This is a genomic window from Plantactinospora sp. BB1 (genome assembly GCF_003030385.1).
GTDB lineage: Bacteria > Actinomycetota > Actinomycetes > Mycobacteriales > Micromonosporaceae > Plantactinospora.
Genome location: NZ_CP028159.1, coordinates 3,893,226 through 3,906,797 on the forward strand (window position 1 = coordinate 3,893,226; position 13,572 = coordinate 3,906,797).

General features: G+C 73.3%; 12 protein-coding genes. 2 read left to right on the forward strand and 10 right to left on the reverse strand.

All coding sequences use genetic code 11. The features are described from left to right. Nucleotides 1-14: 14 nt before the first annotated feature. The 6 genes from C6W10_RS17030 to C6W10_RS38595 all read right to left on the reverse strand — a co-directional run bounded on the left by C6W10_RS17030 (nucleotide 15) and on the right by C6W10_RS38595 (nucleotide 5,545). Entirely contained in the window at nucleotides 15-608 is a 594-nt protein-coding gene (locus tag C6W10_RS17030) for a GerMN domain-containing protein (RefSeq protein ID WP_107258923.1), read from the reverse strand. Further along, nucleotides 605-2,086, reverse strand: coding sequence for a HAMP domain-containing sensor histidine kinase (locus C6W10_RS17035; protein WP_107258924.1), 1,482 nt, complete (start codon nucleotides 2,084-2,086; stop codon nucleotides 605-607). The genes C6W10_RS17030 and C6W10_RS17035 overlap by 4 nt, the downstream gene beginning before the upstream one ends. Before the next feature lie 61 nt (nucleotides 2,087-2,147). Next, on the reverse strand, nucleotides 2,148-2,840 hold the full coding sequence (locus C6W10_RS17040) for a response regulator transcription factor (protein ID WP_107258925.1): 693 nt from the start codon (nucleotides 2,838-2,840) through the stop codon (nucleotides 2,148-2,150). Nucleotides 2,841-2,848: 8 nt separating this feature from the next. After that, a complete protein-coding gene (locus tag C6W10_RS17045; protein WP_159104623.1) occupies nucleotides 2,849-3,892 on the reverse strand; it encodes a phosphatase PAP2 family protein in 1,044 nt (347 codons plus the stop codon). Nucleotides 3,893-3,983: 91 nt separating this feature from the next. Continuing rightward, nucleotides 3,984-4,499, reverse strand: coding sequence for a hypothetical protein (locus C6W10_RS17050; RefSeq protein WP_107258927.1), 516 nt, complete (start codon nucleotides 4,497-4,499; stop codon nucleotides 3,984-3,986). Beyond that, entirely contained in the window at nucleotides 4,496-5,545 is a 1,050-nt protein-coding gene (locus C6W10_RS38595) for a helix-turn-helix transcriptional regulator (RefSeq protein ID WP_234358945.1), read from the reverse strand. The genes C6W10_RS17050 and C6W10_RS38595 overlap by 4 nt, the downstream gene beginning before the upstream one ends. A 235-nt stretch (nucleotides 5,546-5,780) precedes the next feature. Between C6W10_RS38595 and C6W10_RS17060 the strand changes: the two genes are divergently transcribed. Next, complete coding sequence (locus tag C6W10_RS17060; RefSeq protein WP_159104624.1) at nucleotides 5,781-7,673, forward strand: sulfatase; 1,893 nt, start codon at nucleotides 5,781-5,783, stop codon at nucleotides 7,671-7,673. A 13-nt stretch (nucleotides 7,674-7,686) separates the two neighbouring features. On the opposite strand, the gene C6W10_RS17065 is transcribed toward C6W10_RS17060, so the two are convergent. The 4 genes from C6W10_RS17065 to C6W10_RS37375 form a co-directional block, all read right to left on the reverse strand. Beyond that, the gene (locus tag C6W10_RS17065; protein ID WP_107258928.1) at nucleotides 7,687-8,496 is read right to left on the reverse strand and encodes an SAM-dependent methyltransferase; all 810 of its coding nucleotides are present in this window, start codon (nucleotides 8,494-8,496) and stop codon (nucleotides 7,687-7,689) included. A 90-nt stretch (nucleotides 8,497-8,586) separates the two neighbouring features. Next, on the reverse strand, nucleotides 8,587-9,912 hold the full coding sequence (locus C6W10_RS17070) for a hemolysin family protein (protein WP_107258929.1): 1,326 nt from the start codon (nucleotides 9,910-9,912) through the stop codon (nucleotides 8,587-8,589). A gap of 72 nt (nucleotides 9,913-9,984) precedes the next feature. Beyond that, complete coding sequence (locus C6W10_RS17075) at nucleotides 9,985-11,028, reverse strand: sodium:calcium antiporter (RefSeq protein WP_107258930.1); 1,044 nt, start codon at nucleotides 11,026-11,028, stop codon at nucleotides 9,985-9,987. Between the two features lie 135 nt (nucleotides 11,029-11,163). Next, a complete protein-coding gene (locus C6W10_RS37375) occupies nucleotides 11,164-11,901 on the reverse strand; it encodes a TetR/AcrR family transcriptional regulator (RefSeq protein WP_159079424.1) in 738 nt (245 codons plus the stop codon). Between the two features lie 125 nt (nucleotides 11,902-12,026). Between C6W10_RS37375 and C6W10_RS17090 the strand changes: the two genes are divergently transcribed. Next, entirely contained in the window at nucleotides 12,027-13,550 is a 1,524-nt protein-coding gene (locus C6W10_RS17090) for an MFS transporter (protein ID WP_107258932.1), read from the forward strand. Nucleotides 13,551-13,572 lie beyond the last annotated feature (22 nt).

Consider the following 13,572-nt stretch of genomic DNA (forward strand, 5'->3'; position numbering starts at 1 on the left):
CCGGGCGAGGCGGCTCAGGAGCCGGGGCCGGCGGTCCGGGCCGGGGCGGGCCCGAGGTCGGCCGGCAGGCACCGGTCGGCGCCGGGGGAGTCCTCCGCCCCGTCCGGCGCGGCCGGGCATTCCGGTGGGTCGCAGCCGTACGGCCCCCGGCTCCCGTCCGGGCCGGTCAGCGTGACCATGGAGCGCTCCGCCGGCCGGTCCGCCGGCAGGGCGTACCGGACGGTGCAGACGAGCTGGTCGACCGCCCGCGCCGACAGGGCCGTCACGTCGGTGCCGAGGCTCACCGTCGTACCCGACCGGTCGGACGTCGTCACCGCCGGCCCGGCGCCCGCCGGGATCTCGCTGCGGTAGCCCCGCTGCCGCTCGCGCGGGTCCGGACCGGCCAGCAGCAGTGCCAGCGCGGTGTCGACCGAACCCGGCGGTGTGGACGGACGCAGCACCAGCGTCACCCGCTGCTCCGCGACGAAGTACAGGCCCACCCCCTGCACCCGTCCCACCGGGGCGGGACCGCCGGTGATGACCACGGACGGCCGCACGCCGCACCCGGCGGCGAGCACCGCCAGCAGCGCGACGGCGGCGAGCGCCACCCGCCGCCGGAAGCCGGTCACGGACGCCCCCCGTCGGAACCGGTCCGGTCGGCGACGGCCGGCGCCGGATCGGTGCAGCGGCGCGGCAGGCGGAGCGTGAACACCGCGCCGCCGGCCGGATCGTTCCCGGCCACCAGGCTGCCCCGCTCGGCGCCGGCCCGGTGCAGCCGGGCGTTCTCCCAGGCGATGGCGAGACCGAGACCACTGCCCTCGGAGCGGCTCCGGGCGCTGTCCGCCTTGTAGAAGCGGTCGAAGACGTGCGGCAGCACCAGCGGGTCCAGCCCCGGGCCACGGTCGCCGACCGTCAGGACGATCCAGTCCGGCTCGGCGCGCAGCCGTACCGTCACCGGCGGGGCGCCGTGCCGCAGCGCGTTGCCGACCAGGTTCGCCAGGATCACGTCCAGCCGGCGGGGGTCGAGCCGGGCCCGGGTGTCCGGCGGCAGGTCGGCCACCACCCGCTCGGTCCAGCCCCGGGCGCGCAGTGTCGCGCGTACCGCCGACGGCACGTCGACGTCGTCGAGGGCGAGAGCGGCGGTGCCGCTGTCGAACCTGCTCACCTCGATCAGGTCGTCGACCAGCCGGGTCAGGCTCTGCGTCTCCTGGCTGACCAGCCGGGCGGCCCGGCCCGCGTCGCCGGGCAGCCGGGGTGCCTCCTCGTCGAGTACGTCGGTGACCGCGGTCATCGCGGCCAGCGGGGTACGCAGTTCGTGCGAGACGTCGGCGACGAAGCGCCGGGCGTCCGCCTCCATCCGGCGCAACTCGCCGACCTGCCGTTCCAGCTGCTGGGCGGTGTGGTTGAAGGTGTCCGCGACGCGGGCCAGTTCGTCGGAGCCGCGTACGGCCAGCCGGGTGCTCAGGTCGCCGTCGCCGAGCCGGCGGGCGGCCCGGTCGAGTTCCCGGACCGGCCGCAGTACGCCCCGGGCGGCGAGCAGCGCCAGCACGACGGCGAGCGCCAGCGACAGCGCGCCGGTCGACCAGGCCGACGCGGCGAGCCGGTCGATGCTGCGCTGCTCGGCCTCCAGGCTGTGCAGGCGGTATATCTCCAGCCCGGACGGTCGTGCTGTGCCGTCCGGCTGGCTGAGCATGACCTGGGTCCCGATCACCAGGTACGGGAAGCCCTGCGCGGTCTGCCGCTGCCAGACGACCCGCCCGCTGGCGACCGCGCTGCGCAACTCCGGCGGGAGTACCGCGGAGACCTGGTCGGGTGCGGAACTGCGCCCCTGGTACGCGGCGATCGCGGTGTCGTCGCGGCCGGAGAGTTCCGCCGCGATCGCGTCGAGGTCGGCCTGGCTCGGTGGCAGGGTTCGGATCGGGGCGAGCTGGGTGACCTGCTCCTTCAACGTGACGACGGCCGCGTCCTGGGCCGTTTGCAGGATGACGTTGCGGGCCCGGACGTAGCCGGCGCCGGCCACCACCGCCGTGGTGGTCAGGCCGAGCGAGACGAAGGCGAGCAGCAGCCGGACCCGCAGGCCCGGCGGCCACCGCAGCGGGCTCAGCACGGGGCCCGGCCACGTCGCGCAGCCCCGTGCCGCGAGTGCCGGCCGTGCGGTCGGGCGCGGTTCACAACGGGCCGAACCGGTACCCGAAGCCACGGACGGTCTGCACGTAGACCGGGGCGGCGGAGTCGTCCTCGATCTTCGCCCGCAACCGTTGCACACAGGCGTCGACCAGTCGGGAGTCGCCGAGGTAGCCGTGCTCCCAGACCGCCTCCAGCAGTTGCTGCCGGCTGAGCACCCGGCCCGGCGTGCCGGAGAGTTCGAGCAGCAGCCGCAGTTCGGTCGGGGCGAGGCCGATCGGCACCCCGGCCTTGCTGACCACCAGCGCCGACCGGTCGATGGTCAGCGCGCCGTACCGCTGCACCGTCGGCTCCGGGCCGGGGCGCCGGGGTTCGCCGCCGGTCCGCCGCAGCACCGCGCGGATCCGCGCCTCGAGTACCCGGGCCTGCACCGGCTTGACCACGTAGTCGTCGGCACCGGCCTCCAGCCCGGCCACCACGTCGATGTCGTCGTTGCGGGCGGTGAGCATGATGATCGGCAGGTCGCCGGCCGACCGGATCCGGCGGCACACCTCGAAGCCGTCCATCCCGGGCAGCATGAGGTCCAGGACGACGACGTCGGCGGTGTCCGTACCCAGCCGGGCCAGCCCCTGCTCGCCGGTGGCCACGGCGTCCACGGTGTGCCCCTGCCGGGTCAGGGCCAACTGGAGGCCGTCGCGCACCGTCTGATGGTCCTCGATCAACAGCACCCGAGACATGTCACCAACTATTGCATTCCCGTCGAAGTTGCCTTGTCGATCATGATCCGTGGCACGGATCGGACCCCCGCTGCCGAACTGTCCGATTCCGCGCCCGGCCCGGGTCCGCGACCGGGGGTGGGGCCGCGACCGGGGGAGGGGCGGACGAAATCCACCGGGCGCAGCAGGACCAGCACGGTGGCGACGACCAGGGCGACGAATCCACTTCCGGCCACGATCGCGACGAAGAGCCCGCCGGCACCGCCGGTCGCGGTGTCCGCGGGGTACGCCGGCACGCCGGCCAGCAGCGCCAGCAGTGGCACCCCGCCGAGCAGCCCGAAGGACCCGACCTCGACGGCGGCCGAAGCGGCACCGGTGTCCCGGCGCGGCCGGGCCAGCACGGCGGCGGCCAGGCAGAACAGCGCCGCCGCCAGCAGCACCCCGCCGAGGACGTCACTGAACCGGTGCCACCCCGCGATCATGGTGCAGGCGGCGACCGTGCAGACGCCCACCGCCCCCGGGGCGGCACACCATCCCCGGGCCGGCGCGGGAAGCACCAGCAGCACCGCCAGGAGCAGCGCCATCGCCGCCGCGACGTGACCGCTGGGGAAACTGTTGTGCGTCGTCGAGTCGGCCACCCCGAGTTCCGGCCGCAGGATCACCTGCTTGGCGACGCCCGCGACGACCACCGAGGCGCCGACCAGGCCCACGCCGACCACCCCGGCCCAGGGCCGCCGACCGAGCAGACCGAGCAGCAGTACGGCGACGAGCAGCAGGCCCAGCACCGCCGGGTCGCCGAACCAGGCCAGTACGGCCCGTGCCGGCTCGACCAGCTCGGTCGGCTGCTCGTACCCGCCGCCCCGCTCGGCCCGGGGCAGCAGCGTGCCGTCCAGCAACTGCCCCGCACCGGTGCCGACGAACCCGACGGCGGTCAGCACGAACGCGAGCAGGTACCCGAGGGCGGCGCGGCGCAGCCGGCGGGCCGGTTCCCGGGCGGCGGGCGCCGGCCGGCGGTCGGACCGGGCCGGAGGTCCCGGCGGTGTCGTTGACGGGTACGGCGATACCGGATGCACCAGCCAAGGATGCGGTGCCCGGGTCCGGGGAGCGTGCGGGTCGTGTCATGGTTCTGTCACAGCCGCCGGCCGGGCCGGGGTGACCGGACCGCTACCAGCAGCTCCCGCAGACCGGCCGGGGTCCCCAGTCCGGCGAGACGAGTCGGACCATGCGATTGACCAGCGGATCGGTGGTCTCCAGCGGGCGCGCCTGGATCTCGTGGTCCAGCAGGTCCCACACCACCCGGACACACTCGACCCGGACCAGGTAGTCGGTGACCACGCAGATCGCGAAGTCCACCCGCCCGGTCGGCACCCGTTTCCGGTCGGCGAACGGGCTGGCCCCGGCCGGCGCGTACGGCCGCAGGTGCGACCCGTACACGAGGCCCTCGGCGCGACCGGGCTCGTAGATGCCGTACCCGAAGGCGGCGGCCGTCTTCTCCTCGGCGCAGTCGAGCTGACCCGCGAGGGTGAGGAACACCCCGTCCTTGGTCTCGTCCGTCGCCGCGACCTCGATCGCGCCGGAGGTGCAGGAGATCCGCTCCCACACCGGCTCGGCAGCCGTCGCCGGCCCGGCGGTGAGCGAGGTGATCAGGGCGGCGGCCACCGCCGCGAACAGGTGTCTCATCGGTCTTCTCCCTCCACGGGCGGTCTGTTCCTCGGTGGGCTCGCCGCCTGCATCGCGCCGAGGGCGAGGCCGAGCTGAAAGCGGTTCTCCACCCCGAGCCGGTCCATCAGGGACCGCAGCGCGTAGGTGACCGAGCGGGTGGACATGCCGAGTTCCTTCGCGGCACTGCTGTCGGTATGCCCCTCGGCGAGCAGTGCGACGAGCGCCTTCTCCCGTGGTGTGAGCACGACCTCCGGTACTCCGTTCCGGCGTGGATCTGTCGCCTCCGTCCAGTACCGGACGAAGAGCGAGACGAACGACTCGACCGCCGCGGGTTCGACGACCTCCCAGGTGCCGTGGTGCAGCCCGTACGGGTCGACGGCGACCAGCGCGACGCGGCGGTCGAAGATCATCAGCTTGTGCGGCAGCCGGGAGGTTTCCCGGTACTCCCCGCCCAGCCGGGCGAACTCCGTCGCGTGCCGCGACGACCGGTCGCCGTCGGCGGGCGCCCGGCCCAGCGAACGCAGCCGGATCCGGCGCCGCAGCAGCGCGATGTCCAACGGGGCGCCGATCGCCAGCGCCTCGGTGTCGAAGATCTCCTCCGGATTCATCGCCAGGTGCTCGACCCGCTCCAGCGCCACCAGTTCGGCGATGCGCCGACGGGTCGCCTCGCGATCCGGCAGCCGCCGGGCCGGAAACGGCCGGACCATACCCGGTCGCAGCAGGCCGGCCGGGCCCTCGACCGGCGGGGCGGCCCGCCGGAGGGCGCGGCGTCGCAGCGTCGCCACCGCCAGCTCCGCCGCCACGGCCCGCCAGGTCACCGCGTCGGCCCCGGAGCCGGACGGCGCGGCGCTCGGCGCGACCAGGTCGGCCTCGGCCAACTCGTCCAGCGCCTCGCGGACCCGGCGCGCGGCGAGTCCGAGACTGGCGGCGATGTCGCCGGTGCTGCGGGAACCGAAGGTGACCAGGCAGCGATAGACCAGGTCGGCATCGGCGGAGACCCCCCAGCGGACCAGTAGCGGCACCGCCCGCCCGACGGCCAGCGCCCCCGTGCCCCTGCCCGTCATGACAACTCCCTCCCCCCGGGAATCGGTACGCCGCGATACAAACACAGGACGGCACCGATGTCTCGGGCCGACAAGATCACCCGGTCGATTCGTTGCGCGATCACGCAACGGCGCTGCCCGGCGCGGCGTCCTCGTTGAACCGTAGGCGCGGGAATCCCGTTCTAGCTCACGGGCGGCCACGCGTTGCACGCCTGGCCCGCCCCGCCAACACGGCCTCCAGGAGAGGATCTTCGGGTTGTCACTCTTCACGCGCTTCCGTCAGGCACAGGACCAGGCACCGACGACCACGGCGGACGGTCCGCTGCCGGACGGTCCGCTGCCGGACGGGCACCCCGAGGACGACCCGACCGCTGCCGAGGGTGACGGCGAGACCGCGGGCGGCGACGACGGTGCCGGCCCCGCCGCCGACGGAGCGGCGGCTGGCGGCGGAGCGGCGGCTGGCGGCGCGGAGGCGGCCGGCGGCGCGGAGGCGGCCGACGGGGAGGCGGCAGAGCGGCCCCGTCCGCTCGTGCGGCGGATCGCGACGCAGGTGACGACCGCGCTCGCGGTGCTGCTCGTACTGCTCGCCCTCACCGTGGGCAACCGACCCGAGCAGTTCACCCCCGGCACGCTGGCGCGCATTCCGGTGGAGGCACTCCTCGGCCTCCTGCTCCTGCTCGCCCTGCGCCCGGGGGCGCGCCGGGTGGCGGCCGTACTCGGTGGCGTCACCCTCGGCCTGCTGGGCCTGTTGAAGCTCGTCGACGTTGGCTTCTACGCCGTACTCGCCCGGCAGTTCGACCCGGTCCTCGACTGGGTACTGCTGGACGACGCGATCTCGTTCCTCACCGACTCCTTCGGCCGGGCCGGCGCGGTCGGCGCGGCGATCGTGGCCGTACTGCTGGTGGTCGCGGTACTCGTGCTCATGACGCTGGCGGTGCTCCGCCTGACCCACCTGGTGACCCGGCACAGCGTCGCCGCGACCCGTACCCTCGTGGTGCTCGGCGCGGCCTGGCTCGCCTGTGCGGTGCTCGGGGTGCAGATCGTCCCCGGCGTACCCGTGGCGGCCCGGAACACGGCGGGCCTGGCACACGCCCGGGCCCACCAGGTCCGCGACGGCCTGCGCAGCCAGCAGGAGTTCACCCGGCAGGCCGCCGTGGACGCCTTCCGCGACGTCCCCGGTGACCGGCTGCTCACCGGCCTGCGCGGCAAGGACGTGCTGCTGGTCTTCGTGGAGAGCTACGGGCGCAGCGCCGTCGAGGATCCGGCGATCGCCCCGCCGGTCAACGCGGCGCTCGACGCCGGCACCCGGCGGCTGGCCGCCGCCGGCTTCGGCTCGCGCAGCGCCTTCCTCACCTCACCGACGGCGGGCAGCGGCAGCTGGCTGGCCCACTCCACCTTCCTGTCCGGTCTCTGGATCGACAACCAGCAGCGGTACCGCAACATCGTCACCACCGACCGGCTCACCCTCACCGGGGCCTTCCGGCGGGCGGACTGGCGCACCGTCGGCATCATGCCGGGCGTCACCCGGGCCTGGCCCGAGGGGGAGCTGTACGACTACCAGAAGGTCTACGACTCGCGGCAGCTCGGCTACCACGGCCCGAAGTTCAGCTGGGCCACCATGCCGGACCAGTTCGTCCTGGCCGCCTTCGAACGGTACGAGCACGGCACGCCGGAGCGGGCTCCGCTGATGGCGGGGATAACCCTGGTATCGAGCCACGCGCCCTGGACGCCCCTTCCGCAGTTCGTGGAGTGGGACGACCTCGGCGACGGGTCGGTCTTCGCGCCGATGGCGAGCCAGGGGGAGCCGAAGAGCGCGCTCTGGGGCGACCGGAGGAAGGTGCGGGCCGAGTACGGGCGGTCCATCGCGTACTCGCTGAACAGCCTGATCTCCTATGTGGAGCGGTACGGCGACGACGACACCGTGGTCGTCTTCCTCGGTGACCACCAGCCCTCGCCGGTGGTCACCGGTACCGGTGCCAGCCGGGACGTGCCGATCACCATCGTGGCGCACGACCCGGCCGTGCTGGGGCGGATCTCCCGGTGGGGCTGGCAGGACGGGTTGAAGCCCGGTCGGCAGGCCCCGGTCTGGCGGATGGACGCGTTCCGGGACCGCTTCCTGACCGCGTTCGGGCCCCGGACCGCCTCCTGACCCGGACCGGACGTCAGGGCTTTCGACCGACCCCGCCGTACCCGTCGACCGGCTCCGCGTCGGCACTGTCCGGGCGCCACTGCGAGATGGAGACGATCCCCGGCTCCAGCAGGGTCAGGCCGTCGAAGCAGCGTTCGATCTGCTCCGGGCTGCGCAGCACGTATGGCACCGCGCCGGTGTCGTCGTAGCCCTGCTGCGCCTCGTCGAACCCCTCGGTGGTGTTGGTGCTGTCCCACAGCACCAGGTAGCTGCCGCTGGGTACGGCCGCCATCACCCGGGCCACAATGGAGCGTGCCTCCTCGTGGTCGGCGACGTGCCCGAGTACGCCCATGAACATGACCGCGATCGGCTGGGTGAAGTTCAGGATGTTCCGGGCGTCGGCGATGATCTGGTCGGGGTCGTGGAAGTCCGCGTCGACGTAGTCGGTGACCCCCTCCGGGGTGGTGTTGCTGAGCAGCGCGCGGGCGTGCGTCAGCACGAGCGGGTCGTTGTCGACGTAGACGATCCGGGACTCCGGGGCGACGCGCTGGGCCACCTGGTGGGTGTTGTCCAGAGTGGGCAGTCCGGTGCCGATGTCGAGGAAGTTGCGGATGCCCGCCTCGGCCGCCAGGTGGTGCACGGCCCGGATCAGGAAGCGCCGGGACTGCTTGGCCAGCGGGACGATCCCGGGGAACTGCTGCCGGTAGGCGTCACCGGCCTCGCGGTCGGCGGCGAAGTTGTCCTTGCCGCCCATCCAGTAGTTCCAGATCCGGGCGGAGTGCGGCACTCCGGTGTCGAGCCCGTCCGGCCGTGCGTGGTCTGCTGGCGGCGCTTCCTTCGTCACGTGGCTTCCCCAGGATTGCGTAGCGGACACGACCGCTCCACCGTAGATCGTCGATGCCTCGTACGCACCCTCCGATCGATCCGGCGTTCGTCAGCCGCGTCCGGCGACCGTACCGGCCTCGTCGTCGGCCGCCTCGTCGCCGTTCGCCTCGGTCGGTCGCGGACGGAGCCGTACCCTGGTGATGGCGTGCCGGTCGATCTCGGCGACCTGCGCGGTGAAGGCCGGCAGCTCGACGGTCTCGCCGGGCGCGGTCGGGATGTGTCCGAGCCGGGCGAGGATCAGGCCGGCGACCGTGGTGTAGTCGCCGTCGTCGGGCTCGTCGAGGTCGAGGCCGATGTCGGGCAGGTCGTGGATCGGGAACGTGCCGGCGACCAGGAGCGTCCCGTCGGGCTGCCGGACCACGGCCTGGACGTCGCGGTCCGTCTCGTCGTAGATCTCGCCGACGATCTCCTCGATCAGGTCCTCCATCGTCACGATGCCGTCGTTGGCGCCCCGCTCGTCCACCACCACGGCGAACTGCTGGCGCTGCTGGCGCATCTGCCGCAGCGCGTCGGTGACGCCGAGGGTCTCCGGCAGGAAGAGCGCCGGGGCGACGTGCCCGGCGACCGTACCGCCGTCGTCGAGCAGGTCCCGCAGGTGCACGACGCCGAGTACGTCGTCGAGGCCGCCCCGGGTGACGACCGGGGCGCGGCTGTGCCCGGACTCGGCGAGCTGCCGCCGGGCCGCCGAGGTGGGCAGGTCGGCGCGCAGGGTGACGACCTGCCCGCGCGGTACCAGGATCTCCCGCAGGATCCGGTCGGCGATCTCGAAGGCGCCGCTGATGATGGTCCGGTGCTCGGCGGAGAGTCCGCGTTGCGCCGTGACCATCTCGCGCAGCTCCTCGGCGCTGACCTCTTCCGGGCCGCCCTCCGGGTCGGCCCCGGTGAGCCGGACCACCAGGTTGGTGGACTTGCTGAGCAGCCAGACCGCCGGCCGGGAGAACGCGGCGAGCACGTCGAGCGGGCGGGCCACCACCAGCGACCAGCCCTCGGCCCGCTGCATCGCGATCCGCTTCGGCGCCAGTTCGCCGAGGACCAGGCTGACGAAGGTCAACAGGATCGTCACCAGGATGACGGAGGCGGGCTCCGCGGCCGAACCGAGGAAGCCGAGCAGCGGCACCAGGGGTGCGGCCAGCGAGACGGCGGCGGCGGCCGAGGCGAGGAAGTTGGCCAGCGTGATGAAGATCTGGATGGTGGCGAGGAACCGGTTCGGGTCCCGGGCCAGCTTCGCCAGCACCCGGCCGCCGCGCGACTGCCGCTCCAGCCGCTGGATCTGGCTCTCCCGGAGCGACACCAGCGCCATCTCGCTGCCGGAGAAGGCCGCGTTGACCAGTACCAGGAACAGAACCAGTGCCACCTGTAGCCCGTAGCCGTCCACCGGAAGTCCGGCCTCCTCGTCCTGCTTGGTGTGGCCACCAAACCTAGCCGGTCGCCGGCGGTCCGGTAGGGGTCAGGTGGCGAGGATGATCGTCATCGCGAGGTACGTGCCGAGCAGGAGTACGCCCTCGAAGCCGAGTCGCCCCCAGCCGCAGGTCTGCCGGACGAGCAGCCCGGCGAGCAGGATCGCGGTCATGAAGAGCCCGGTGGTGGTGATGAAGAGGTCGTCGTTGCCGGCGGCGTGGTAGATCGAGCCCTGCCGGTACGCGATGTCGCCGACCACCAGGGTGATCACGTCGAGGATGTTCCCGCCGAGGACGGCCGCGACGGCCAGGGTGACCGCACCCCGGCGGACGGCGGCGATCGCCGTGACCGTCTCCGGCAGCCCGTTCACGATGCCGAGCAGGACCCCGCCGGTGAAGCCGGCGGTGAGGCCGGTGGTCTCGACGACGCTCTCGGCGGCCAGCGACACCGCCCAGCCGCTCGCCGCGACGAGCGCCCCGACCAGCACGAACCGCCCCCAGAGCGTGCCCGCGCGGTGCCGGTCGAGGGCACCGTGGTCCTGCGGTACGTCGGGTTGGGTCTCCTTGGTGCCGACCGCCTGCCACATCGGTCTGGTGCCGGCGGTCCGGATCAGCCGGAGCCCGCCGAGGTAGCACGCGACGATCACGGCCGAGATCGGGTGGATGCCGGCGACGGTGACGTTCGGGCTGTAACTGCCGAGCAGCGCGAGGGTGAGCAGGGCGATCAGCAGGCAGCCGAAGAGCAGGTTCGCGGAGGAGGCGGCGGCGTGTTCGAGGTTGACCCGGCGGTAGAAGGCGTCCGCGACCGCGACCGCGGTGGTCTGGGCGGCGATGCCGCCGACCGCGTTGCTGTAGCCGAGCTGGGGATGGTCGCCCGCCGCGGTGACCGCCGTCATCACGATCCCGGAGAGCCCGGTGGCGACGCCGAAGAAGACCACGCCGAAGACGGCCTCGCCCCAACCGGTCCGGTCCGCGAGGGCGTCGCCCAGGGCGACGAGCCGGATGCTGCCGAGGATCGTGACCAGACCGGCGACGGCGAAGACGCCGACGCTGGGGCCGAGTGCCCAGGGCGTGGCGGGTAGAAAGCCCAGCATCGGGCGGTTATTCCCGAGTTGCCGGCTCCGAAGCATGCCGCCGGCATCGGCAGGACCGCCCGCGCCGGCCGGGCAGGGGACCGCTCCCGGCGGTCGGCCGGGGAGGCCGCGCTCCCGGCAATCAGCCGGCGGCGGTCACCGGTCCGGCCGGTCCAGCCACGATTCCAGCCCGTCGAGCAGCCGGTCCAGCCCGAAGGTGAAGCTCTCGTCCCAGATCCGCTCCGGGACGTACGCGGTCGCCCCGACCTCCTGCCGCCACCTGTCGTACTGCGGATGGTCCTTGGCTATCCGTCCGAGCTGGGGTTCCAGTTTCGCCACGATCTCCGTGATCGACATGCCGGACTGCCGCATGCTGGTGACCATCGCCGAGATGGTGGTCGCCGAACCGATCGCGTACGAGGTGAGCAGCGCACTGGCGTGGGACAGCTCCAGCCCGGCGAAGCCGGCGGCGGAGAGCAGCGCCACGGTACGCTCGCCGATCCGCATCGCGTTCGGGCCCAGGTTCGGGCGTACCCCGAGCAGGCCGATCACCCACGGGTGGCGGAGCAGCATCTCCCGGGTGCCGGCGGTCAGCACCGACGCGCCGACCCGCCAGCTCGTGTCGCCGACCTCGGGGACGTAGACCTCGCCCATCACCTCGTCGACCGCGAGTTCGAGTAGTTCGTCCTTGTTCGTCACGTACCAGTACACCGAGGTGGCGCCCGAACCCAGCCGGGTGCCGAGCCGGCGCATGCTCAGCCCGGCCAGTCCCTCGGCGTCCAGCAGCTCGATCGCGGCCCGGACGATCTGCTCACGGCTCAGCGTGGGTTGTTCGCCCCGGCCCCGGGGCGGGCGCAGCCACACCGAGTCGGTGAACGGGTCGGACTTCGGCATCCGCGATCCTCTCGACCCGACCATTCTACCGGGCCTCGCACAGCGTTCGAGATTTCTGGTACGCCGTTCTAGTTTGCTGGTACGGTGTGCGAGATTCCTCGAACGCTGTACGAGCGGAGGTCCTGGTGTCCACATCTCACCCGCGTCGCTGGTGGATCCTCGGCGTGCTCTGTCTGAGCCTGCTGGTGGCCGTCATCGACAACATGGTGCTCAACATCGCCATCCCGGCGCTGATCCGCGACCTCGGGGCGAGCGCCTCGGAGATCCAGTGGATCCTCGACTCGTACATCCTGGTCTTCGCCGGCCTGCTGCTCACCGCCGGCAGCCTCTCCGACCGGCACGGCCGGCGACGCGCCCTGGTGACCGGGCTGGTCGTGTTCGGCGGCGCGTCGGTGCTGGCCACGCTCTGCCAGACCCCCGGTCAGCTCATCGCGGCCCGGGCCCTGATGGGGGTCGGCGCCGCCTTCCTGATGCCCAGCACGCTCTCGATCCTCACCACCGTCTTCGACTCCTCCGAACGGAAGAAGGCCATCGCGATCTGGAGTTCCGTGCTGGTGCTCGGCGCGCTCGGCGGCCCGACCCTCGGCGGGCTGCTGTTGCAGCACTTCTGGTGGGGGTCGGTCTTCCTGCTCAACGTCCCGATCGCCGTCCTCGGCATCGTCGCGGCGCTCCTGATCATCCCCGAGTCGCGCGGTCCGGCCAGCCGACCCGACGTGGTCGGTGCGCTGCTCTCCACCGCCGGCATGGCGGCGCTGGTCTGGGCGGTCATCTCGTCGGCCAAGGAGGGCTGGTCCTCCCCGCCGACCGTCGCCGGGCTGGTCGGCGCGGCCGTACTGCTCAGCGCGTTCGCGCTCTGGGAGCGCCGGGTCGCCGAGCCGATGCTGCCGATGTCGCTCTTCCGGGACCGGAACTTCGGCGGGGCCAGTCTCTCCATCGTGCTGCTCTCGCTCTCGGCCGGCGGCGTGCTGCTCGCCCTGACCCAGTACCTCCAGTTCGTCCTCGGGTACGGGCCGATGCGGGCCGGCCTGGCGTTCGTCCCGATGCTGGTCACCGTGATGGCCTGCAACGGCCTCGGCGTACTGGTCGACCGGCGGTTCGGTGCCCGGGTAGCGATCGCCACCGGGCTGTCGCTGATGGCCGTCGGCTTCGGGGTGCTCGCCTCGATCGGGCCCGCCGACGGCTACCCGACGCTGGCCGTCGCGCTGGTCCTGATCGGGGCGGGCAGCGGCGTCACCGGACCGCCGGCCGTCGGCACCCTGCTCGCCGCGCTGCCGCCGGAACGTGCCGGCGTCGGCTCGGCGGTCAACGACACCGTGCAGCAGATCGGCACGGCGCTCAGCGTCGCGGTGCTGGGTAGCGTACTGGCCGCCGCCTACCGGGGCGCGATGCCGGCCGAGGTCACCGGTCCGGCCCGGGAGTCCATCGGCGACGCCCTGCGGATCGCCACCGCCACCGGCGACGGCAACCTGGCCCGGCTGGCCCGGGACGCCTTCGTCGAGGCGATGTCCGCCACCGCGATCGTCGGGGTGGTCGGTGGCGTCGCCGCCGCCGTCGTCGCGGCGCTGACAATCCGGCCGAAGTCGACCCCGACCCCGCCGCCGACCGCCGTACCGGTGGAACCGGCCGGAGACGAGGTCGCCGCGCGGTAGGCGTCGCCGGGGCGTCCGGCGG

Excerpts from the sequence above, each read along its gene's own strand:
- C6W10_RS17040 (WP_107258925.1), bottom strand. The coding sequence starts at position 2,840 with ATGTCTCGGGTGCTGTTGATCGAGGACCATCAGACGGTGCGCGACGGC.
- C6W10_RS17050 (WP_107258927.1), bottom strand. The coding sequence starts at position 4,499 with ATGAGACACCTGTTCGCGGCGGTGGCCGCCGCCCTGATCACCTCGCTC.
- C6W10_RS38595 (WP_234358945.1), bottom strand. The coding sequence starts at position 5,545 with ATGACGGGCAGGGGCACGGGGGCGCTGGCCGTCGGGCGGGCGGTGCCG.
- C6W10_RS17075 (WP_107258930.1), bottom strand. The coding sequence starts at position 11,028 with ATGCTGGGCTTTCTACCCGCCACGCCCTGGGCACTCGGCCCCAGCGTC.
- C6W10_RS37375 (WP_159079424.1), bottom strand. The coding sequence starts at position 11,901 with ATGCCGAAGTCCGACCCGTTCACCGACTCGGTGTGGCTGCGCCCGCCC.